This window comes from Qipengyuania sp. JB2-7, assembly GCF_055693485.1.
Window position 1 is genome coordinate 2,889,252 of sequence record NZ_CM146335.1, and the last position, 22,455, is coordinate 2,911,706.

The 22,455-nt window shown below is 56.3% G+C and carries 21 protein-coding genes and 2 pseudogenes; 9 read left to right on the plus strand and 14 right to left on the minus strand.

Annotation, left to right across the window (positions count from 1 at the left end; genetic code table 11):
- Positions 1-25: 25 nt before the first annotated feature.
- From lnt to hisS, 9 genes are all read right to left on the minus strand, one after another.
- The gene (lnt, locus tag ACZ1GM_RS14510; RefSeq protein WP_472677079.1) at positions 26-676 is read right to left on the minus strand and encodes an apolipoprotein N-acyltransferase; all 651 of its coding nucleotides are present in this window, start codon (positions 674-676) and stop codon (positions 26-28) included.
- 10 nt (positions 677-686) lie between these two features.
- Complete coding sequence (locus tag ACZ1GM_RS14515; protein WP_472677080.1) at positions 687-1,046, minus strand: hypothetical protein; 360 nt, start codon at positions 1,044-1,046, stop codon at positions 687-689.
- Positions 1,033-1,491, minus strand: a complete 459-nt coding sequence (locus ACZ1GM_RS14520; protein ID WP_472677081.1) for a hypothetical protein — start codon at positions 1,489-1,491, stop codon at positions 1,033-1,035. The genes ACZ1GM_RS14515 and ACZ1GM_RS14520 overlap by 14 nt, the downstream gene beginning before the upstream one ends.
- 161 nt (positions 1,492-1,652) lie before the next feature.
- Positions 1,653-2,015 carry a hypothetical protein gene (locus tag ACZ1GM_RS14525; RefSeq protein ID WP_472677082.1) on the minus strand — a complete coding sequence of 121 codons (363 nt, stop codon included), beginning with the start codon at positions 2,013-2,015 and terminating at the stop codon, positions 1,653-1,655.
- Positions 1,969-2,328, minus strand: a complete 360-nt coding sequence (locus ACZ1GM_RS14530) for a DUF4167 domain-containing protein (protein WP_472677083.1) — start codon at positions 2,326-2,328, stop codon at positions 1,969-1,971. Before ACZ1GM_RS14530 ends, ACZ1GM_RS14525 begins: the two co-directional genes overlap by 47 nt.
- 243 nt (positions 2,329-2,571) lie before the next feature.
- Positions 2,572-2,991, minus strand: coding sequence for a N5-glutamine methyltransferase family protein (locus ACZ1GM_RS14535; protein WP_472678624.1), 420 nt, complete (start codon positions 2,989-2,991; stop codon positions 2,572-2,574).
- The gene (locus ACZ1GM_RS14540; RefSeq protein WP_472677084.1) at positions 2,909-3,394 is read right to left on the minus strand and encodes a class I SAM-dependent methyltransferase; all 486 of its coding nucleotides are present in this window, start codon (positions 3,392-3,394) and stop codon (positions 2,909-2,911) included. The genes ACZ1GM_RS14535 and ACZ1GM_RS14540 overlap by 83 nt, the downstream gene beginning before the upstream one ends.
- Positions 3,391-4,458 carry a peptide chain release factor 1 gene (gene prfA / locus ACZ1GM_RS14545; RefSeq protein ID WP_472677085.1) on the minus strand — a complete coding sequence of 356 codons (1,068 nt, stop codon included), beginning with the start codon at positions 4,456-4,458 and terminating at the stop codon, positions 3,391-3,393. Before prfA ends, ACZ1GM_RS14540 begins: the two co-directional genes overlap by 4 nt.
- A gap of 126 nt (positions 4,459-4,584) precedes the next feature.
- Positions 4,585-5,895, minus strand: a complete 1,311-nt coding sequence (gene hisS, locus ACZ1GM_RS14550) for a histidine--tRNA ligase (protein WP_472677086.1) — start codon at positions 5,893-5,895, stop codon at positions 4,585-4,587.
- 120 nt (positions 5,896-6,015) lie between these two features.
- Between hisS and ppa the strand changes: the two genes are divergently transcribed.
- Positions 6,016-6,543 (plus strand): inorganic diphosphatase, encoded by a 528-nt coding sequence (ppa, locus tag ACZ1GM_RS14555; RefSeq protein ID WP_472677087.1) that lies wholly within the window; start codon positions 6,016-6,018, stop codon positions 6,541-6,543.
- 7 nt (positions 6,544-6,550) lie between these two features.
- Here ppa and ACZ1GM_RS14560 read toward each other — a convergent pair whose 3' ends face one another.
- From ACZ1GM_RS14560 to ACZ1GM_RS14570, 3 genes and pseudogenes are all read right to left on the minus strand, one after another.
- Entirely contained in the window at positions 6,551-7,945 is a 1,395-nt protein-coding gene (locus ACZ1GM_RS14560) for a mechanosensitive ion channel domain-containing protein (RefSeq protein WP_472677088.1), read from the minus strand.
- Positions 7,942-9,287 (minus strand): annotated as a pseudogene (locus tag ACZ1GM_RS14565) (TldD/PmbA family protein). The gene ACZ1GM_RS14560 and the pseudogene ACZ1GM_RS14565 overlap by 4 nt, the downstream one beginning before the upstream one ends.
- Before the next feature lie 104 nt (positions 9,288-9,391).
- Entirely contained in the window at positions 9,392-9,787 is a 396-nt protein-coding gene (locus ACZ1GM_RS14570; RefSeq protein WP_472677089.1) for a hypothetical protein, read from the minus strand.
- 210 nt (positions 9,788-9,997) lie between these two features.
- Between ACZ1GM_RS14570 and lptB the strand changes: the two genes are divergently transcribed.
- The 6 genes from lptB to ACZ1GM_RS14600 all read left to right on the plus strand — a co-directional run bounded on the left by lptB (position 9,998) and on the right by ACZ1GM_RS14600 (position 15,755).
- A complete protein-coding gene (lptB, locus tag ACZ1GM_RS14575; protein WP_472677090.1) occupies positions 9,998-10,786 on the plus strand; it encodes an LPS export ABC transporter ATP-binding protein in 789 nt (262 codons plus the stop codon).
- 26 nt (positions 10,787-10,812) lie between these two features.
- Positions 10,813-12,321: an RNA polymerase factor sigma-54 gene (gene rpoN / locus ACZ1GM_RS14580; RefSeq protein ID WP_472677091.1), complete on the plus strand. Its 1,509-nt coding sequence runs from the start codon at positions 10,813-10,815 to the stop codon at positions 12,319-12,321.
- Positions 12,322-12,520: 199 nt separating this feature from the next.
- On the plus strand, positions 12,521-13,216 hold the full coding sequence (gene ctrA, locus ACZ1GM_RS14585; RefSeq protein WP_472677092.1) for a response regulator transcription factor CtrA: 696 nt from the start codon (positions 12,521-12,523) through the stop codon (positions 13,214-13,216).
- 109 nt (positions 13,217-13,325) lie between these two features.
- Positions 13,326-14,027 carry a tRNA (guanine(46)-N(7))-methyltransferase TrmB gene (trmB, locus tag ACZ1GM_RS14590; protein ID WP_472677093.1) on the plus strand — a complete coding sequence of 234 codons (702 nt, stop codon included), beginning with the start codon at positions 13,326-13,328 and terminating at the stop codon, positions 14,025-14,027.
- A gap of 82 nt (positions 14,028-14,109) precedes the next feature.
- The gene (locus ACZ1GM_RS14595) at positions 14,110-15,315 is read left to right on the plus strand and encodes a DUF917 domain-containing protein (protein WP_472677094.1); all 1,206 of its coding nucleotides are present in this window, start codon (positions 14,110-14,112) and stop codon (positions 15,313-15,315) included.
- Positions 15,315-15,755: a DUF3592 domain-containing protein gene (locus tag ACZ1GM_RS14600; protein WP_472677095.1), complete on the plus strand. Its 441-nt coding sequence runs from the start codon at positions 15,315-15,317 to the stop codon at positions 15,753-15,755. Before ACZ1GM_RS14595 ends, ACZ1GM_RS14600 begins: the two co-directional genes overlap by 1 nt.
- A 265-nt stretch (positions 15,756-16,020) precedes the next feature.
- On the opposite strand, the pseudogene ACZ1GM_RS14605 reads toward ACZ1GM_RS14600, so the two are convergent.
- Positions 16,021-18,286 (minus strand): annotated as a pseudogene (locus ACZ1GM_RS14605) (NADP-dependent malic enzyme).
- A 137-nt stretch (positions 18,287-18,423) separates the two neighbouring features.
- On the opposite strand from ACZ1GM_RS14605, the gene mutS reads away from it, so the two are divergent.
- A complete protein-coding gene (mutS, locus tag ACZ1GM_RS14610; protein ID WP_472677096.1) occupies positions 18,424-21,063 on the plus strand; it encodes a DNA mismatch repair protein MutS in 2,640 nt (879 codons plus the stop codon).
- A gap of 87 nt (positions 21,064-21,150) precedes the next feature.
- The gene (locus ACZ1GM_RS14615; protein ID WP_472677097.1) at positions 21,151-21,525 is read left to right on the plus strand and encodes a hypothetical protein; all 375 of its coding nucleotides are present in this window, start codon (positions 21,151-21,153) and stop codon (positions 21,523-21,525) included.
- 18 nt (positions 21,526-21,543) lie between these two features.
- On the opposite strand, the gene ACZ1GM_RS14620 is transcribed toward ACZ1GM_RS14615, so the two are convergent.
- Positions 21,544-22,416, minus strand: coding sequence for a 3-hydroxyacyl-CoA dehydrogenase NAD-binding domain-containing protein (locus tag ACZ1GM_RS14620; RefSeq protein WP_472677098.1), 873 nt, complete (start codon positions 22,414-22,416; stop codon positions 21,544-21,546).
- Positions 22,417-22,455: the final 39 nt, after the last annotated feature.

Sequence of the window (22,455 nt, forward strand, 5' to 3'; positions counted from 1 at the left end):
AAAGAAATCTTTATGTCCTTTATCCTTAGCCGCGTCTGATCCACCTGACAACCGCCGATACGGCCAGGAACAGGAGACCCCAAAGCAGTGTCAGCCAGTGACCAAGACGCGCGAACAAGGTCGGCGGATTTGCGGGAGGAACCGGCATATCGATCCTGCCCTCTTGCCGCATTCCAATCGATGCGCGGACAATACCATCTGCGTCTATGACTGCGCTGGTTCCGGTGGTGGTTGATCGCAAAACAGGCAGGCCTTCCTCGATCGCACGCATCCGTGCCTGAGCCAGATGTTGCGGTGGACCCCAGCCGCCAAACCAGCCATCGTTCGAAGGATTGAAGATGTAATCGGGCCGCGATGCCGGATCGACAACTTCGCCCGAAAAGACGATCTCGTAGCAGATCTGCATACCGGCCTTCCCCCACTCGCCCAAATCGCGAGTTTGCGGACCAGGCCCAGGAATGAAATCGATTGTGCCCGCGACAAGGCGAGTAAGCCCCAACGGCTCCAGCAAAGGACGCATGGGCAAATATTCACCGTATGGCACCAGGTGCGCCTTGGCATACCGCTCTCCCAATGTGCCATCAGCCGCGATTGGAGTGATTGCGTTATAGGCTCCGATCGCGCCAGGCCGCCCGTCTTTGTCGCCGATTTCCAAATCGACTGCGCCGGTGAGCAATAGACTACCCTCACCAATCACCCGGTACGATGCGAAACCGGGCGAAATCCGGGTCAGCGCCGGCAGTCATGCGCACATAATATCGGATTGGATAGCCGGGCCGCAGGTAGTCAGGAACGCCCGACTCCGGCCACAATACCAGGCGCGGCTCAGAATCGTCCAAGCGGCGGGACAACTGTGCCAAGGTCGCGAATTGATCCTCAAAATTACTGGGATCGTCGAGCACCTCTTGTCGGATATCTGGCTGCACCAGCGTCATGGCGAGCCTACCTTCCGGGCGCTCACCCGCAGGCAAATTCATGCCCAGCGCAATAAGTGCAAGCGCAAGCGTAAAGGGGATGATGCGCCGTCTGTGATCAATGAACGCCAAGCCCCAGGCAACAAGAATGACGATACCTGACAACGCATAAGTGCCAGTGAAAGGCAATGCGAGTCGCGATGCCTGGCAGCTTGGCTGGGCCTAGAAATATGAGGCTCAATGGCCCCCAAGCATAGCCTGTAAAGATCCAGCTGCGCAGCCATTCTGTGAGAATCCACGCCGCAGCAAACCCGAAGGCAAAGCCAGCTTTGCCGAGCCCTCTGTCGCGCAGCCACACAGCCATCAGCGCGGCTAGCCCCGGATAAATAGCGAGATACAGTGCTAGCAATGGTACAGCAGCCCAACCTAGCGCAGCAGGCATATCAGACTGATATGTGAAGGCAGTAGCAATCCAGTTATTGGTCAGGGTGAAATGTGCCACTCCAAACGCCCATCCGCGCCAGAATGCTTCGCGCAAACCATGGGCGCGCCACACCAGCCAGATAAGCCCCGCCACTCCAACAAGAGCCACGGGCCACAAGGCCAGTGGTGGAAACCCAGTAGCGGATAACAGACCACACAAAAATATGGCCCATCTGGGATGGTCAGACAAAAAACGCCCAAACCGATCCATCACCTTGCTCATGTTCAGGATCGCGGGCAGTCAGCGAGGATCGCTCAGCTCGCGACGGTCAGCGTATCGTCATCATCGCTACGCTTGCGACGACGGCGTGGCTTCGGCTTCTCTTCTGCATCAGCGTCATCACCACCATCATCGCTTGGCGAAATCGATGGCGGAAGAGCCGCAACATCAATCTCCGCATCTTCTTCTTTTGACTTGCGAGGTTTGCGCCGTTTCGGCTTTTCCTCGCTCACCATGGGATTGTCGTCAGCGTCGTAACGTTCGCCCTCAGCGCCCTCAGCAACCTCTTGGCTTTCGCCGTCATTGCGATCATTCCCGCTGCGCTCATTCCGACGTGAATTCTGGTCGCGATCATCGCGACGGTACGCGGTTACGGCGATTGTTACGTCGACGCTCATCACCATCAGCGTCATCATCTTCACCGTCATCCTGATCGCCGCGTTCTGCCTGACGTTTTGCGCGGGCCTCTTCCTGACGCGCTTTATTGTCGGCAATCACCCGAAAATAGTGATCCGCAAATTGCAGGTAATATTCGGCCTGAACCCTATCGCCATTATGCTGCGCATCCTGAGCAAGCTTCTTATATTTATCGAGAAGCTGAGGCGCGTTGCCCCGTGCCCGGCTGTCAATGCGATTGGCTGCGTTGCCGCCACCACCCTGGTTTCGATTGCCGCGACCACGGCGGCGATTGTTATTGCGGTTGTTGTTCAAAGGAAATCGATCCTCATTCGTGGTGCGGAAACGGTCAATCCGTGTTTTGCCGCTAACCCCCTGTTGCGCTCTTCGCATGTGCGCGAGCCGCTGACCCTTCCTCATACATACCCTGCGAGGCCTCGTGCCGCGCAAACTGATGAGTTTTTGGAGCTTAGCCCGACACGGCAACAGTGTTGTCCACCGCTGAGCTGCTTACAGGCCTATCGAGTCGAAAAGACTTTGCCAAGCCCCTTTTGCACATCACCGGGTACAGATGATTACCCGGGAACGGCCCGCAAGGTCATGACGCAATTGCGTTGAGAAACCGTTTGCATGGGCGATTTCCTGCACTGCATCGCCTTGACACGACCCAATTTCGAAGATCGCCGTACCATCAGACGTCATTAAATCCTCGATTTGCGGAAGGAGTACGCGGTAATCATCAAGACCGTCAGCGCCCGCAAATAGCGCCGCAGAAGGCTCATGCTCGCGAACGTCATGCTCAAGCTCAGCATCATCTTCAACATAAGGCGGATTACACACGATCAGATCGAATTGACCGAGGCCATCCATCCACCCCGACTGTGTCCAATCACGCTCAACAACTTGCGCGCGATCTGCGAGAGCTAATGCTTCTGCGTTCTGGCGAGCGACTTCCGCCGCTGCGGTACGATTGCTCAATTCCGACCCCGGTAGCATCGCTTTCTGCCAGCAGAGTAAGCAGCAGCGCGCCAGTACCTGTGCCCAAATCAAGAATACGATCGGGTTCCGGACACTGCCCAAGCGCCGCTTCAATCAATGTTTCGCTATCGCTGCGCGGGATTAAAGTGTCCGACGTTACCAAGAAGTCGCGTCCGTAAAATTCTTGTGATCCGGTAATGAAAGCGACCGGTTCGTAGCGGAAGCGACGCTCAATAAGCGAAGTAAACGCCTCAGGCGCATCATCGCGCATATGCCGTACCAACATATCTGATCGCGAAACACGCAAAGCATGCGCCATCAGAAGCTCCGCATCCAGTCGCGCAGTATCACTTGTGGCGCTCAACCGCTCGGTCGATTGCCGGATCGCGTCAGCGACTGTCACTCTTCCAGTGCCGCCAAACGCTTCGCCTCATCCTCGGCGATTAACGCATCGACAATCTCGCCCAGCCCAGCGCCTGCAATCACTTCGGGCAGCTTATGCAATGTTAGGCCAATCCGGTGATCCGTCACACGGCCTTGCGGGAAGTTATAGGTGCGGATGCGCTCCGACCGATCGCCAGAACCGACCATCGCTTTGCGCGCCTCTGCCTCTGCGCCCTGCACTTGCTCACGCTGTTGCTCGAAAAGCCGAGCGCGCAGCACTTGCATCGCTTTCTCGCGGTTCTTGTGCTGACTCCGGCCATCCTGACAGGTCACCACCGTATCGGTGGGCAAGTGCGTAATCCGGATGGCGCTGTCTGTGGTGTTAACATGCTGACCACCTGCGCCGCTGGCGCGGTATGTGTCGATTTTCAGCTCGGTCGGGTCAATCCGCACGTCAACTTCATCCGGTTCTGGCAACACTGCGACCGTCGCGGTCGATGTATGGATGCGTCCGCCGCTTTCGGTCTCCGGCACGCGTTGTACCCGGTGCACACCGCTTTCAAATTTAAGCTTTGCAAACACGCCCGCGCCGCGCACATTGGCGACGATTTCCTTAAAGCCACCAACCTCGGACGCGTTCATGCTGACGGGCTCAACCTTCCAGCCCTGCTCGCCAGCGTAGCGCTCATACATGCGATAAAGATCGCCTGCGAACAGCGCTGCTTCATCGCCGCCGGTTCCTGCGCGAATTTCGAGCATCGCCGGGCGATTGTCGGCACTGTCGCGCGGCAGCATCGCGACGGCAAGCGCGCGCTCTTTATCAGGCAGGCTGCTGCGGATTGCGGCCAGCTCCTCCTCCGCCATCGCCTTCATTTCCGGGTCAGCAAGCATTTCTTCCAGATCAGCGATTTCGGACCGCGCGGCTTTCACTTCGGCGGCGATCTTGGCCACCGGCTCCAGCTCGGCGTAATCGCGCGAGGCTTGAACGAATTCATCGCCCTCAAGAGTGCCAGACGCCATACGCGCTTCAAGCTCGGCAAAGCGGTTTGCAATCTGATCAAGACGTTCGGGTGGGATTTGCATAACGGTTTTCTCTTTACGTCATTCCCGCGAAGGCGGGAATCCAGCTTACTTTGGACGGTGGCTCCGCCCTGGATCCCGGATCAAGTGTGCTTTGCACAGCTTCGCTTCCCGGGATGACGATGGGTGCTAACGTTTGTTCCAACCTTCGCTGCTCAGCTTCGAACCCATAGTTCCTCCGAGCGCGTCCATAACACTCGAATCAAAAACTTCCTGCTCCCGGGTTGTCAGCTCACTTCGATAGTAAGAAATGTGCAAGCGTCCCATAGGATTGTTAGCTTCGCGAATGAACAGGATGATATTTGGGTCATCCTTTTGAACTGTTTGGACATGTTTTCTAATGTTGCTTTTGAAGGCAAAAGTGGATGGAATGCCCGCGTTTCGAAGCAGTCGCACAGCTGAGTGAGCATCGGCAACAACCTTCTGGGTGTCTGGAACCACCGCGACCGCAGCATCAGCAGTATATCCACCCACCAACATCGCCAGCCGTTCGATCCCGGCAGCCCAGCCGACAGCCGGCGTCGCTGGTCCGCCGAGCGACTCCATCAGCCCATCGTAGCGCCCACCGCCGAGAATTGTGCTCTGGCTGCCTAGCTTGCTGGCCGCATCCGACCCCTCATCCGGGATAAATTCAAACGCGGTATGACGATAATAATCGAGCCCGCGAACGAGGCTCTCCGCACGCGTCCATTTCACGCCGGCCGCATCCAGCCCGCTAGTCACAGCTTCAAAAAACGCCTTCGCATCGTCGGACAAAAACTGATCAACCTTTGGTGCATCTGCGACAAATTTCTGATCACGCCGATCCTTGCTGTCCAAGATACGCAGCGGGTTCTTTTCCAGACGCTCCTGACTGTCTTCCGACAGCTCACCGCGCACTGCGCCAAAATAGTCAATCAGCGCCGCCCGCCATGCCTCGCGGCTATCGCCATCCCCTAAAGTATTGAGGTGCAGCGTTACACCTTCAATACCCAGCTCTTTAAGCAGTTGATCCGCCATCGCCAGCAGTTCCACATCTGCCTGTGGTTCGGCGGCACCGATAATCTCAGCGTCAATCTGATGAAACTGGCGATAGCGCCCCTTTTGCGGGCGCTCATAGCGAAACAGCGGTCCGTGTGTTGCCAACTTCACCGGCGCATATTGTTGCCACCCACGCTCCAGATAGGCCCGCGCGATCCCAGCGGTAAATTCTGGCCGCAGGGTCAGCGAATCGCCACCGCGATCCTCGAACGAGTACATTTCTTTCGACACAACATCAGTTGTCTCGCCAATTGCGCGGCTGAAGACCTCGGTTTTTTCAAACACCGGCATCTCAACGCGGCGAAACCGATAGAGCTTACGCACTCGCTCAAAGGTATCGACGACATGCGCGAAAGCTTCTGCCTCTGGCCCAAAGATGTCCTGTGTACCGCGAATAGACTGTGGTGTATTTTTAGCCATGTCGGCGCGATTAAGCGCAAGCTTCCCCTTTCGCAATGCCTCTGCAGCCGCTACAGGCCCGCGCGAAGCCCGCCTGCCGCTGGGCACATCTCAAGCGAACAGACGAAAGAAACATCCCCCATGCGTATCGACAAAATCCCTACTGGCAGCAATCCTCCGGATGAACTGAACGTCATTATTGAAGTTCCGACCGGCGGTGAACCTGTGAAGTATGAGTTCGACAAGGAATCAGGGGCGCTTTTTGTTGACCGTATCCTGCATACGCCAATGCGCTATCCGGCCAATTATGGGTTTGTTCCGCACACTTTAAGCCCGGATGGCGACCCGCTTGATGCGCTCGTCATTGCCCGCTCACCCTTCATGGCAGGCTGCGTCGTCAAAGCTCGCCCTATTGGTGTTCTAAATCTGGAAGACGAACATGGCGGCGACGAGAAGCTGATCTGTGTTCCGGTGGATACCACCTTCCCTTATTATTCAGATGTGGGCGAAACTAAGGATTTGCCGTCGATCATTTTTCAGCAGATCGAGCATTTCTTCACCCATTACAAAGACCTTGAGGCTGAAAAATGGGTTCGTATCGGCAAATGGGGCGACGCCGCCGAAGCACGCAAAATTGTGCTGGAGGCAATTGAGCGGGCAAGGGGTTGAGTTTTATCTAACGTCGCCCGAGCGGCACATTTACTCGACCGGTACGGCTTGAATCCAGCAGGTCATTCGCCTGCTCTACGTCATCGCCGCGCTCTTGTGCGACCATTTCGGCGATTTCACTTTCCGGTCGCACATCTTCATTGGCAGACACAGATGGGTCAATGGGGCGCTTTGTCGGCTTTGATTGGTTTTGTTTTTCCGTAGATCGTCCAATCGGTAGCGGATCGGTTCGAGAATCGAACCGTAACCGATAGATCGGCTCGGGAAGGCCAAAGCCCGCATCTTCCAAAGCGGTCTTCACAGCGGCAATTGCGAGGCTTCGCGACTTTGCGAAATCGGCCTCATCCTGATCGATCCAGCCCAAAAATTTGATCACGATATTGGAATCACCAACTGCTTCAGTTTGCGCGCGCGGCTCTGGTTGATCAAGAATGAAGCCAAGGCCCGCCATCGTCTCCACCCCGAGATTGCGCGCGGTGTTGGGGTCGTCATCCGCATCAATCCCGAGGTCAAACTTAAAGCGACGCTGGGGGTTGCGTGTGAAATTGGTAATTACCGCCTTAAATACCTGTCCATTGGGAATCCGCAGGTGATTGCCGTCAAGTGTCATCAAGACAGTGGCCCGGCTTGTCAGACGGATGACGCGCCCTTCCAGATCATCAATCAGCACATGATCATTGGCCCGAAATGGTTGCCGCAAGCTGAGCATGAGCGAAGCGACGTAATTCTCGATCGTATCGCGCATGGCGAAACCAAGCGCGATTCCTACAACGCCCGCCCCGCCCAATACCGCGCTCAACAGCGCCGCCGCGCCGAGCATGTCGAGTGCAATCACGATACCAAGAATGGAGAACACAAAGCGCAGGGCGCTGGCGATCAGTTCCGCGAGGAAAACGTTCGGCGCGACCCGTCGCCAGAGCGCAGAAAAGCTTGCGAGAAGATAACCAAAAGCGGCAATCAGCAAGCCGACAATTATGGCCAGTCCGACAAGGGGAAACATCGCGACAAAGCCGTCGAGCCGTTCCTGTAATGCAGAAAGGCCGCCTAAACTGCCCTCAACCGATAAGTCGCGTTCTATCGAATTCTGCACGGTGACCACGCCGGACACGCGTGATGCAATGTTCGCAGCTCGGTCAATATCGGCCTGTTCCGCAACCACCCCAGATAGCGCGACAACTCCTTCATTCACGTCGACCGACACGTTTGCGAAGGCAGGCAGTTCGGCGAAAATCTCGCTGATCCGCTGCTCAATGCGTAGGTCAGCGCCCTCATCCTGAGTATCCTCAATGAGCTGTGGAGAAGGATCGGACGTTTGTTCAGCGGATGCTTCTGGAGGCGCGGGCAAGATCGCCGCCGCTGGTGCCGCAATGAGAGCAGACAATAAAACAAACCAGAATTTCATTCGCCAGCCACTGTCATTCCATCAATACGTATAGTTGGGACGTTCACGGCGCGGATCAGTTCCAGATCATTGGCAGGCGTCAACGCGCGGAACATGTCCATCAGATTGCCAGCGATGGTTATCTCGGAAACGGGTGTGGTAATCTCGCCATTGTCGATACGGAACCCGAACGCTCCGCGGCTATAGTCGCCTGATACCATATTCACGCCCTGCCCGGACAAATCCGTCACGAACAGGCCGTCTTTGATATCCGCAATCAGATCCGTAATGCTGACCGAGCCGGCTTCAAGCGTCACATTGCTCGGTGAGATACCAGGTGCACCGCCGCCTCCGCTAGAGGCATGGCCAGTCATGGGCGCATTCAATTGACGCGCCGCTGCGGCATTTGTCATCCAGCCGAATATCCGGCCATTTTCCACCAGCGCGCGCTGTTGACAGGCGAGGCCCTCTGCATCGAACGGCCGCGATCGCTGAGCGCGCTTTCGCAAAGGTTCCTCCACAACGCGCACCGCGCTGTCGAAGAGCTGGTCCTGCTCTTTGCCCAGCAAAAACGTCGCTTTGCGCGCTGCGGCATTGCCAGACATTGCTCCGATCAGATGCCCTAACAAGCCACTACCGACGCGTGGATCGAAAACGACCGGCATCGCTTTGCTTGGCATTGATCCGGGATTTAGGCGCGCAACGGTGCGCCGACCTGCTTCGGCACCGATTGTCTCGGATGATGGCAAATCGGTGCGATGGCGCGCAGTGCGATATTCGTAGTCGGTTTCCATATTGCCGCCTTCACCGGCGACAACGCTGGCAGAAACACCGCACGATGTCGCCTCATAGGAGTGTGCGAAACCGTGCGAGGTGACTAGGGCAGCAACTGCCCGGCCAAAACTGGCCCCGCCACCATTAGAATTTGAAATGCCATCGACGGCGCGTGCGGCATCTTCGGCGGCTAGCGCGTCTTCTCGTAATTCTTGCGGATCGGGCTCGCCATTATCAATCAAATCAAGGTCGGGGATCTCTCCAAAAAAAGCCGATCTTCTGGAGCCAGGCCAGCATACTGGTCCTCCGGCGCCAACCGGGCCATCTCAACTGCACGCTCGGCCAGAGCATCCAGAGATGGTTTGGCGAAATCACTGGTTTGGATTGAGGCAGATCGCGAACCGACAAACACGCGCAAACCGATGGATTCGCCCTCTGAACGTTCAACGTCTTCCAATTCGCCAAGCCGAACGGATACGCTTTCTGACGAGTCTGCTTGGGCGATTGCATCGACCGCATCTGCACCTTTGCTCCGCGCCATGTTCACGAGGTCTTGGCAGCGTTCTAGCGCTGCTTCGGGGGAAATCATTGGGTGTTTTGCTCCGATTGGCGTTGTTCACCATCGGTTAGTGTCAGCCGCATGGGCTGGCAATGCCTAGCTATTGGAGGGCCGTCCCCAGGCGGGAGCCGGCCTCAAGCCAAAAGCGTAAAGAAGCCAGTCAGCACGAATGGAAGGCCGATTGCCAATATCCATAAGGCAATCTGATCTCGCCGAAAATCGCCAGCCAATGCGGGATCGACCGCATCCTCATCAGAGAGCTTTGTCCAACGCTTTTCAAACCAACGGCATGCCGGAATGATACCCGCGACCAGAATAACCAACGCAAGCAGAGCCAGTGACTTGAACCCAGTGGTTTTGATCGCACCAACAGTCGCGAAAATGTGGATGCCAGTGTACGCAATGAGCGCGAGAGCGACGTTGTCGCTCATCTTTTTGCGCCAGTTCAGCCCCTGCTTGTCCGAATAAGGGCTTTCGGCGAAATCGACCGCAGCCTGAGCCTGTGCTTTGTCATTGAGCGCCTTGTTCATGCGCTTTCTCCCAATACCCACTCCGATTCGGAGTATTTCAGACAAGCCATAGCTATGCAAGTTTAGCAGCTGGCGGCTTTAATGCCGTACCCCGGCGGGACATGGATAGGTATTGACCCTGACTTACCATGCAGGAATCCTGCCAAAAGGTGCCGATCCTCGACAAACGGGGCTTTTCAGCACCGTCATGCCTGCTATGTGACATTGGATATGGCGGATATTGACCAAGCCGAACTGGCAGAAGATGCCGTGCACGACGCCTCCCCACCGATCCCGCAAGGTGGCCTGGAGGTTATCTCGATCGCCAAAAGCTATGACAAGCGGGCCGTCTTGAGTGACATCTCTCTAACAGTCGGCAAAGGCGAAGTGCTTGGCTTGCTCGGGCCGAACGGTGCCGGGAAAACGACATGCTTCTATTCCATCATGGGCCTAGTCCGGCCAGATGCGGGACGCATTTTGATGGACGGCGAGGATGTGACCAAGCTGCCCATGTATCGTCGAGCCATCTTGGGCCTCGGATATCTGCCGCAGGAAACCAGCATTTTTCGCGGTATGACGGTTGAGCAGAACATCAACAGCGTGCTCGAAATGGTCGAACCCGATCCGGAAACCCGCGCGCAGGAACTAGAGCGACTGCTAGAAGAGTTTGGTCTGACCCGTCTTCGCGAAAGCCCCGCTATGGCACTGTCCGGCGGTGAACGCCGTCGGTGCGAGATCGCTCGTGCGCTGGCAGCAAAACCTTCCATCATGCTGCTGGACGAACCCTTTGCGGGCATCGATCCGCTTTCGATCAGCGATATTCGCGACCTCGTCGCTGACCTTAAGACCCGCGGGATTGGTGTGTTGATCACGGATCACAATGTCCGGGAAACGCTCGAGATCGTCGACCGGGCCTGCATCATCTATGGTGGTCAGGTATTGTTCGCAGGCACACCAGAGGCGCTGGTCGCTGACGAAAATGTGAAACGCCTTTATCTTGGCGAGGGGTTCACGTTGTGATTTTCCGGCAGAGCGGGACCTAACCAATGGCTCTCGGTCCGAGGTTAGACCTCAGGCAATCGCAATCGCTGGTTATGACACCGCAGCTTCAGCAGGCCATTCGCTTGCTTGCTGCGTCAAATCTGGAAATTGAAACGCACATTGCCGAGGCTTTGGACGCCAATCCGCTGCTCGAGATGGGCGAAGTCCGGCGAGAGAGTAGTGACTTAGGCAACGATGGCGCTGGCGATGGTGACACGCCCGCGCCGCCTGAGGAGCGAGAAGCAGACGCATTGATGAGCGAGGGCGCAGGAGCCGTCGACGGCCCGCTCGACATCAGCCAATCAGCTCTGGATCCGGAGCGAGCGCCCGGAGATGCAAGCTATGACAGCGCGGATTGGGGTCAAGCCGCGAGCGCAGGAGCAATAAGCACTGACGGTCTTCCCAACCTTGAGAATCGCAGCGATGATGGCCCGACGCTGTTTCAACATTTGTCGGATCAATTGGGCGCTGAATCCTATAGTCAGCAAGAAGCGATGATTGCCGCACGTATCGTCGGCGCGCTCGATGAAGCCGGCTATTACACAGGCGATTTGCGTAATCTTGCCGCTGAACTGGGTGTTTCAATGGATGAGGCCGAGGACGCGCTATTGCTTGTCCAATCGCTTGAGCCGACCGGGGTTGGTGCGCGAAGCCTGAGCGAATGTCTGGCGCTGCAAGCGAAAGAGGCCGACCGCTACGATCCCTGCATGAGACGCCTGATCGAAAATCTGGACCTGGTGGCAAAGGGCGAAGTCGCGCGGCTCAAACGCATGTGTCAGGTCGATGATGAAGATTTGGCCGACATGCTGAGCGAGCTGCGCGGCTATGATCCAAAGCCGGGCCTGGCCTTTGGCGGATCAACAGAAGCGGCAATTGTACCAGATGTACTGATAACACCTGGCAAGAAAGACGGTTGGGACATTGCCATCAATGAAGACAGCCTTCCGCGCTTGATCGTCAATCGCAGCTATTACCTCGAATTGCGCGATGGATGTCAGGATAAGGAAAGCCAGTCTTGGCTTAAAGAGCATCTGGCAGACGCAAACTGGCTGATCCGAGCGCTGGATCAGCGGCAAAAAACCATCCTTAAAGTCGCCGCACAAATCGTTGAACGTCAGGCTGGCTTCTTTGAAGAGGGCGTGACCGCGATGAAACCGATGATCTTGCGCGATGTCGCAGACGCGATCGAGATGCATGAAAGCACGATCAGCCGCGTTACAAATGGAAAGTATTTGTCCTGCCCGCGCGGAACATTCGAGTTGAAGTACTTTTTCTCCAGCGGGGTTGCCGCCGCGGATGGCGAAGGCGCCAGCTCAGAAGCCATTAAAGCGCGGATCAAGGCTTTGGTCGATGCCGAGGACGTTAAGAAAATACTGTCTGACCAGAAACTTGTCGATATTCTTAAAGAAGAAGGTTTTGATCTCGCGCGGCGTACCGTGGCCAAATATCGTGAAGCCATTGGGCTGGGTTCCAGCGCGCAAAGACGGCGGGAAAAGAAGCTGCGCGACTTGTGATTGCAACAAGTGAGTCATCTTCGTCACACAAACAAATCTTAACATTCTTTACCGGCTGTTAACCTTTTCCGTTCAGACCTGCTGTGGTTAATAGACGGCAACACCTCCTAACCGAGTGTTACCAAGGTTGTGATCGAAATTTTGAACCCGCCTTCGCGGGTTCAATGTTGGGCCCGATAGCGGGGAAGGGAAATACCCAATGCGAGTACTGCTGATTGAAGATGAGCCAACAACAGCAAAAGCAATTGAGCTGATGCTGACGACTGAAGGCTTCAATGTATATGCAACCGATCTTGGCGAGGAAGGCCTCGATCTAGGCAAGCTGTATGATTACGATATCATCCTGCTCGATCTGAACCTGCCCGATATGCATGGTTATGACGTGCTGAAAAAACTGCGCGTCGCGAAGGTGCAAACACCCGTTCTGATCCTTTCTGGCATCGCCGAAATGGACAGCAAGATTCGCAGCTTTGGCTTCGGCGCTGATGACTACGTAACCAAGCCGTTCCATCGCGAAGAGCTGGTCGCCCGTATTCACGCAGTGGTTCGTCGGTCAAAAGGCCATAGCCAGTCGGTTATCCGCACCGGCAAGCTAGCCGTGAACCTCGATGCGAAAACCGTCGAAGTCGATGGCGCCCGCGTCCATCTGACCGGCAAAGAATATGCCATGCTTGAGCTGCTGAGCTTGCGCAAAGGCACCACGCTCACCAAGGAAATGTTCCTCAATCACCTTTACGGCGGTATGGATGAGCCCGAACTCAAGATCATTGACGTTTTCATCTGCAAGCTGCGCAAGAAATTGAGCCATGCTTGCGGCGGCGAGAATTACATCGAAACCGTATGGGGCCGTGGCTATGTGCTGCGCGACCCGCATGAGGAAGTCGAAGCCGCTTAAATTATTCCTGCAGGTCAGTTCCCGACCTGCCTGTCTTCTACCCGGTTGAACAGCGAGAAACCGCTTCAGAGCATTTGCTTTGGAGCGGTTTTTCGTTAGCGGGTGTCGCATGTCAGCATTCAAAGAAGGCGATCCCACAACCCTTAATCGGCTCTATGGCCGATCCGTCGGCAAGCCTCTGCGCGCTTACCAGCAAAAACTGGTCGATGATCTCTTGCCCCAGATCGCCGTGCCAGACGACGGAGAAGTCACAGCTGCACGGTTGTTTGGGGATGAGCGGCCATTGCATTTCGAGATTGGTTTCGGCGCAGGCGAACACTTGGCCTATCGTGCGAATTTACTACCCGATCATGGATTTATCGGGGCGGAACCGTATCTAAACGGAGTGGCGCAGGCGCTCGCGCAGATCGACGAGGAACGGCTGACTAATATCCGCATTGTCCATGGTGATGCGCTGCAAGCCCTCGCCCGTGTGCCCGACGGTGCGCTGACCATGGCCTATCTGCTCCATCCAGACCCATGGCCGAAAAATAAGCATGCAAAACGTCGCATGATGAATGACGGGCCGGTTCAAATGATCGCGGACAAGCTTAGACCGGGGGGCGAGTTCCGTTTTGGCACCGATCATCCCATTTATCTGCGGCATGCGCTGATGGTGATGCGCCGCTTTACAGACGTATTTGAGTGGGTCGTGGAAGAACCGTCCAACTGGCAGAACCGCCCGTCAGGCTGGTGCGAAACGCGCTATGAACACAAGGCGCGAACGAAATTCAAACACGAAGTCTGGTATTTCCGGTTTCGGCGCTGTTGAGATTTGCAATTCCCGCCGCACCACCTCAATCTGATGCAGAAACAAAGACGCGGGGCATGTGATGATACCAAGACGACAATTTATGGGCGGGCTTGTGCTCGCCACTGGTGCGGTCGCAGCATGTAAGAAGATTGAAACGGATAGCTCGGCGGCGGCTATTGAAGGCGCAGTGACTTTATCCGCTAACGATCTAGAGGACGCACTGGTTGGCAGCTCTTATCTCGGCACTGGTGGTGGAGGCAGCCTGGAGGAAGCGCGCACGCTGATTGCTGCCGACCTTGATGCGGGGCATACTTTCCAAGTGATCAGTGTCGACCAATTGCCTGATGATGCGCGCGTTGCCTGCCCCTATGGCCTGGCGAGTTTGGCGGAGACAGATGATGCGATGCAAGCCCGCTTGGATGCCATCGAAAATAAAGTCGATGAGCCGGTTCAACTGGCCTTCGAAACGCTTGAAAAACATATCGGGCAGAAATTTGCGGGTGTAATTCTGGGCGAGATTGGACCACTGAGTCTGGCCGAAGGATTGTCTATCGCTGCGCGGCTTAAAGTCCCCGCATTAGACGCCGATACGGTCGGGCGCGCGGTCCCTGAAATTAACCAGCATTCCGTCAAAGTCGCTGGCATTCCACTCACGCCAATCGGGGCAGCTACGCCTTTTGGCGACGAGATGGTTGTTACCAACTTGGGCGATCCAACTAGGGCTGAGGACATTTTGCGTAGCGTGGCAGTCGCTAGCCGCGCATGCGGCGTCGCAGATTCTCCGATCACAGGCGCTCAAGCAAAACAGCCGGGCACGCTAGTTACAGGCAGCCTAACATTAGCGCGCAAAATCGGCGCAGCTGTTCGCGAGGCAAAGGCCAGCGGCAATGACCCGATTGAAGCGGCCCGTGCGGCGGGTGATGGCTATCTGCTGTTCACGGGCACCGTGGCCGACTTTGAGTGGCGCGATGAAGATGGGTTTTTACAAGGGGAACTTAAACTAACCGGGACCGGTGATTTCGCAGGTCAGAATTTCGCAACCGATGTGAAAAACGAACATCTTGTCGGTCGCCGCAACGGCGATGTGATCGCAACGTGTCCTGACCTGATCAGTGTAATTGATCTTGAGACTTATGACGGTGTCATCAATCCGGATTATCGTCGCGGGCAAGCGGTTGCCGTGCTGGGTTTCCGCAGCGATCCTATCTGGCGATCCAAAGCGGGCCTTGCCGTCTTCAGCCCTGAATATTTTGGGTATGACATCGCGTATACTCCGATCGAAACGCTGATAGAGACTGCAGCCTGATGTCGAAAGTTATGCTCTGGATTGGCAGCGCATTTATGGGGTTTGGGCTCCTCTTTGCGGGCATCGGCGGCTGGTCCTTTATCAGTGACCAACAAATGGCAGAGAATGCATCGCGAGCGTCGGGAACCGTCATTACACTCGATCAGCGGCGCGGCAGCGAGGGCGGGTCAACCTATGCACCAGTGGTCGAATGGACTGACCGTGATGGAATCCGCCACGAATTCACCAGCTCAACCAGCAGTAATCCAGCCGAGTTTGATCGCGGAGAGTCAGTCACTGTGCTCTATGACCCGGCGAAGCCAGGTCAGGCAAAGATAGACAGCTTTGGTCAGCGCTTCATGCTACCGCTGATCTTTGGCGGCATGGGTTCACTCTTTGCGACTATCGGCGGGCTGATGGTGTTCTTTTTCTTCGCCGCAAAAAGATTATCGAGCGACTGAAAAACAGCGGCATCCGTATCCAAGCGGGTGTCACCAGTTGCCAGCTCGACACGTCAGTTAAGATCAATGGTCGGAGCCCTTATCGCGTCTACGCGCAGGCAACTCACCCAGCGACTGGTAAGCTCGCCAGTTTCAAGAGCGGGCCAATCTGGCTCGATCTGAGCGAGGAGTTAAATGACGAAAAGGTGCCGGTCTTGGTCGATCCCGCAAAACCGAAAGATCACTATATAGACCTGTCGCAATGGGTGCATGAGAGTGAGCGGGCTTAGCCGACCACGCCAGCAGTCGCGAGCACAGCCAGTGTAAGAACATCAGGAGCAATGGCTGTCATCGGTGCAATCTGAACGGGTTTCTCCATTCCAAGCAGCATTGGCCCAATGGTCGTGTTCGCACCCAGTTCGCGCAGCAATTTTGCCGAGAGATTTGCCGATTGCAGCCCCGGCATGATCAGCACATTTGCTGGACCAGACAGACGACTGAACGGATATTGCTTCATCACTGTCGGGTTTAACGCAACATCAGGCGCCATCTCGCCCTCATATTCGAAACCAGGATCATCGGCATCTAGCAGGGCAACAGCATCGCGAATGTTCTCCAGCCAGCGCCCCGGAGGGTTGCCAAAGGTTGAGTAAGACAAGAATGCGACGCGCGGATCGTGCCCCATCCGCCGAGCGACTGCGGTACCGTTTCCTTGGCGATATGGGCCAAGTCTTCCGCACTCGGGCGTTCGTTGATCGTTGTATCGGCCAAGAAAGTGGTGTGGTTCTTGCCAATCATCATGTGAATACCGAACGGCACCGCGCCCGGTTTGGGATCAAGCACACGGTTCACCTCGCGCGCGCTTTGCGCGAAGGTCCGCGTCAGTCCCGTGATCATGCCATCGCCATGCCCTAGCGCGACCAGCAGTGATGCGAAGGTATTCCGGTCATTGTTGACCATGCGCCGTACATCGCGCTCCGTGTATCCCTTCCGCTGCAACCTTCGATACAGGAAATCGACCATCGCCGGCACATGTGGCGAGTCCGCAGAGTTCTGAATCTCAAAGCTTTGCGGGTCCGAAACAGAAAGCTGGTGCAGCTTGTCGAGCACTGCCTTTGTCCGACCGACCAGAATCGGCTGACCATATCCAAAGTCACGATACTGGATCGCCGCGCGCAGCACGACCTCTTCTTCTGCTTCGGCAAAGACCATCCGTTTCGGATTGGCTTTCGCCTCATTGTAAACACCGGTCAGGACAGACGTCGTTGGGTTGAGACGTGACTTGAGATCGTGGCGATATTTGTCGAAGTCGCGGATCTTGGCGAGCGCGACGCCAGAATCCATCGCTGCCTTGGCAACAGCCGAAGACACCACTTCAATCAGACGCGGATCGAACGGCGCCGGGATGATGTAGTCAGTCCCGAACTTCTGGTTCTTGCCATAGGCGCTGGCGACCTCTTCCGGCACTCGCTCTCGGGCAAGTTCAGCAATCGCCTGAGCCGCGGCGATCTTCATTTCCTCGTTAATCGTTGTCGCCTGCACATCGAGTGCACCACGGAATATGAAAGGAAAGCCGAGCACATTGTTGACCTGATTCGGGAAGTCAGAGCGGTACCGGTGGCGATAATTGCGTCCGGACGCACCTTCTTCGCCTCGTCTGGCATAATTTCGGGCACCGGATTGGCCATGGCGAAGATGATGGGCTTATCGGTCATCTTTCTGACCCATTCCGGTTGAAGTGCGCCCGCCGCCGAGAGGCCCAGGAAAATATCAGCGCCATTTAGTGCTTCTTCGAGGGTAGTCGCATCGGTATCGACTGCATGCGCGCTTTTCCATTGGTCCAGATCATCACGATCCCGCGTAATCGGGCCTGAGCGATCGCACATGATCACATTGTTATGCGCGACGCCCATTGCCTTGACCAGTTCTGTACAAGCGATCGCCGCTGCGCCGGCCCCGTTCACCACGACCTTCACATCCTTGATGTTGCGGTCCGTGAGGTAACATGCATTGAGCAAGCCTGCTGCTGTGATAATCGCGGTGCCATGCTGGTCATCATGCATGACCGGAATATTCATCCGCTCGCGCAAAGCCTGCTCGATGATGAAACATTCGGGGGCCTTGATGTCTTCCAGATTTATCCCGCCGAAGGTCGGCTCCATCAGAGCGACGGCCTCGATAAAGGCGTCGGGATCTTCGGTAGCAAGTTCAATGTCGATCGAGTCCACATCGGCAAAACGTTTAAAGAGGACCGCCTTGCCCTCCATCACCGGCTTGGATGCGAGCGCGCCAAGATTGCCCAGGCCAAGAATGGCCGTCCCGTTTGAGATTACCGCGACCAGATTAGAACGGGCAGTATACCGCGCCGCATTTGCCGGATTGTCAGCAATCGCCTCAACCGGCGCGGCGACCCCCGGTGAATAGGCGAGCGACAGATCCCGCTGTGTCGCCATAGGCTTGGACGCAACGATCTCGACCTTACCGGGGCGAATGGTCTCATGGTAAAACAGCGCCTCACGCTTGGTAAAACCGCCTTGCTTTTTTTCCGCCATGCAATGTCCCTGTTCTAATCGCCGAGCATCTGAATGCGTTCGGGCCATCGATAACGTCCCGTACTGACAAGTGATAGGGGAAAGGCGCACGCCGCACCTTGCCCGAATCGACCTCGCCTTGGCACCAGCGCATAGCGATGGCCAGCAAAACAACCCCGATGATGGCGCAATATCTGGCGCTCAAGCAGGAAGCTGGCGACGCTTTGCTGTTTTATCGCATGGGCGATTTCTTCGAGCTGTTCTTTGAAGATGCGAAAATAGCTGCTGGCATTCTGGACATTGCACTGACCAGCCGGGGTGAACATGATGGCCAGCCAGTGCCGATGTGCGGGGTGCCAGTACATTCCGCGGAAGGCTATCTGGCGAGGCTCATCAAAGGCGGGTGCCGCGTTGCGATTGCGGAGCAGACCGAAACACCTGACGAGGCGAAAGCCCGGGCCAAGAAGGAGGGCAAACCTGCCTCCAAAGTGCTGGTCGCGCGCGATATAGTCCGCTTTGTGACTGCGGGCACATTGACCGAGGAAGCCCTACTCGACCCACGCAGCGCAAACATGCTGGCGGCAATCGCGCCGGTCCGTAATGCCATCGGGATTGCATCATGCGACATATCGACAGGTCGAATGGAACTGGAAGAGTGTTTGCCGGGTGCATTAGAGGCAACGCTCGCGCGGCTCAATGCAAGCGAAGTGATAGTACCCGAGGCATGGCCCGATGATGTCGATCTGCCGCCCGACGACGCAATAGAAGCGGCCAAGACCACTTTTCGAAGCGAAGACGGGGAAGCACGTCTGAAGTCCATTCACCGGCTCGCCACGCTAGATGGATTGGGCGATTTTTCGCGAGCCATGTTGGCAGCGGCAGGCGGCCTCATTGCCTACCTTGAGCATACTGGGCGTGGCGAACTGCCGTTTCTGCTACCGCCAGCGGCGCGCGCTGCGGGTACGAGTTTGGCAATGGATGCAGCCACCCGGGCGAGTCTAGAGATACTTGAGGCGCAGTCAGGCGGACGGACGGGCAGCTTGTGGGACGTAGTCGATCGTTGTTCGAGCGGCGCGGGATCGCGCCAATTAGCAGAAGATTTGGCGGCTCCGCTGGCCGACATCAATGCGATCAAATCGCGTATCAACGCCGTGGGCTTTCTGCATAGTGACCCGATACTCAGGTCAGATTTACGCGCACTCCTGCGGAGCGTTCCTGATATCGGGCGGGCGCTCGGGCGGATCGTAGCGGGGCGATGCAGTCCGCGCGATTTAGGGCAAATTCGCGATGGTTTGCGCGAAGCCCAGCGCCTGAAAGAAGTCTTCTCCAACTTGCGGGATTTGCCAGAGTTGCTGAGCGAGATGCCCCGGAGACTGGGTGGGCACGGTGCGATTACTGATGATTTAGAACGCGCACTTGTGGCTTCCCCGCCGACTGAGCGAAGCCAGGGAGGTTACATTGCTGAGGGATACGACCATGCACTCGACGCGCTGCGCGAGACGAGCGGTAATGCGCGGCGTGCAATCGCCGCGCTAGAGGCGAAATATCGCGAGCAAACGGATACGCCCTCGCTCAAGATCAAGCACAACAAAGTACTCGGCTACTTCATCGAAGTCCCTGCCAAACATGGCGACAAGCTGATGCAAGCCGACAGCGGGTTCACGCATCGGCAAACCATGGCAGGCGCCGTCCGCTTTAACTCGCTTGGCCTGCATGAAGAAGCGACGCGCATCACCGAGGCTGGCGCTCACGCCGTCGCTGCGGAAGAAGCGCACTTTGAGGATTTGACGGAAAAAGTAATCAGCACGCGTCAGGCAATTGCGGAAACTGCCGCTGCTCTGGCCCGAATTGACGTGTGCGCCGCACTCGCTGAACGTGCTGCAGAAAGCGATTGGTGCCGACCGGAGGTCACCGACATGCCCGGCCTATCCATCACTGGCGGACGCCACCCGGTGGTAGAGGACGCACTTGCAAAGGCAGGCGAACGGTTCGTTGCCAATGATTGCACTCTCAAAGAAACTGATCGTCTGTGGCTTATCGGCGGGCCTAATATGGGCGGTAAGTCAACATTCCTACGGCAGAACGCGCTCATTCTTCTCCTCGCCCAAGCGGGGAGTTTCGTGCCCGCGCAAGACGCAACAATCGGAATCGCAGATCGCTTGTTCAGCCGTGTCGGCGCGTCTGATAATCTGGCGCGTGGTCGCTCAACCTTTATGGTCGAAATGGTCGAAACTGCCACGATTCTCAGTCAGGCGACACCACGCAGCTTTGTGATCCTCGACGAAGTTGGGCGCGGCACCAGCACCTATGACGGCATGGCGTTGGCCTGGGCGATTGTCGAGGCAGTGCACGAAAAACTTCAATGTCGATGCCTGTTTGCGACTCACTATCATGAGCTGTCCCGGCTCGCGGAGACGTGCGAAGCCTTGTCGTTGCATCATGTTCGTGCACGAGAATGGAAAGGCGATCTCGTCCTGCTGCACGAATTGGCGAAGGGAGCCGCTGATCGATCCTATGGTATCGACGTCGCGCGGCTGGCTGGCGTCCCGGCGCCCGTGCTGAAGCGGGCCAAAGCGGTGCTGAAAAAACTTGAGCAGGGCCGCGATGAAACGGGCGGACTGGCCGCTGGACTGGGTGATTTACCGTTATTTTCTGCGAGCGTCGCTGAGGACATAGACAACAGCCCGAATGAGCTACGGCAACAGCTAGAACAGTTAGACCTTGATGCGCTCAGCCCGCGCGAGGCACTGGAGATATTGTACAAACTTCAAAAAGAAGCGCGGGAAACGAATTTTTAACCTTGTCAGCGCTATTGTTAAGCAATGAGCGAACTGCCTGAACACGAGATGACAGAATATACAAGCAAGCCCTACAAGAAGCGGGGCATGTCTCTACCTGCCAAGCTGCTTGTTGCTGGTGGTTTTGTGCTTTTCGTGGGTTTCATGATTGGTGGCGAGAACCGACCAGGGCCCGTGATGTGGGCTCAGCAGGCAACAGAAGACAATTTTGGGAAAGACGGCGACCCCGTCAAAAACGCGCCGAACACCGCGCCTCCCACTGCCCCTTCAACCGTTGCAGCCACCGATAGCGAACTAGATTCCTGGTATGGCGATGTACAGATCGGCCAGTACAATCCGAACAAGCCGGAACAGCCAGAGCCTACAGAAAGTCAGGCTGGCGCGCCGGTGAATGCCCCATCGGGACCGCCCGAACCGGGTACCGCGGTACCTGAAGGCGCAATCATCGATCTCATAAATTAACGCCGGGCATGGTCGGCGCTAGCGCGTCGGAACCGGTGCCTCGCCGGAATAGTCGTAAAAGCCACGACCATTTTTGCGGCCAAGCCAACCAGCCTCAACATATTTCACCAGCAATGGTGCGGGTCGGTACTTCGTATCGCGCGTGGTTTTGTACAGCACCTTGATAATATCGAGACAGGTATCAAGACCTACAAAGTCGGCCAGCTCGAGCGGGCCCATTGGGTGATTCAGGCCAAGACGACACCCCTTGTCGATGTCTTCAATGCCCGCAGTAGATTGGCCAAGAACAAAAATTGCTTCATTGATCATCGGCAGCAAGATCCGGTTCACTACAAAGCCAGGCTCATCCTGCGACAGCACAACTTGCTTACCCAAACCTTCCGCAAACGCTGTCGTGCGATCCGTTGTTTCAGCACTGGTGGCAAGGCCGGGAATAACCTCGATAAGGCCCATAATTGGAACCGGGTTGAAAAAGTGCAATCCGATAAACCGTTCTGGGTCAGGAGAGTAATTCGCCATTCGTGTGATAGGGATTGAACTGGTGTTCGAGGCCATGATCGCAGTGCTCGCAAGCACTTTACCGGTCGCTTCAAAGATCGCTTTTTTGATCTCTTCCCGCTCAGTCGCAGCTTCGATAATCAGCTCTGCATCGGCCATAGGCGCATGCTCACCGATTGGGGTAATGCGCCCCAGTGCAGCTTCCGCATCGGCTACCTCCAGTTTGCCGCGACCGACAAGCTTACCCAGACCCTTCTCAATGTCGGCGACAGCTTTCTCAGCGGTGGCGAGATCTACATCCGACAGGAGCACTTTCATGCCGTGCTGCGCCACCGTTTGCGTTATTCCAGAGCCCATCTGCCCTGCCCCGATGACCGCAACCGTTCCCGCCATGAATAATCCCTTCGCACATGCAGCAAAGTGCGTCTGTTA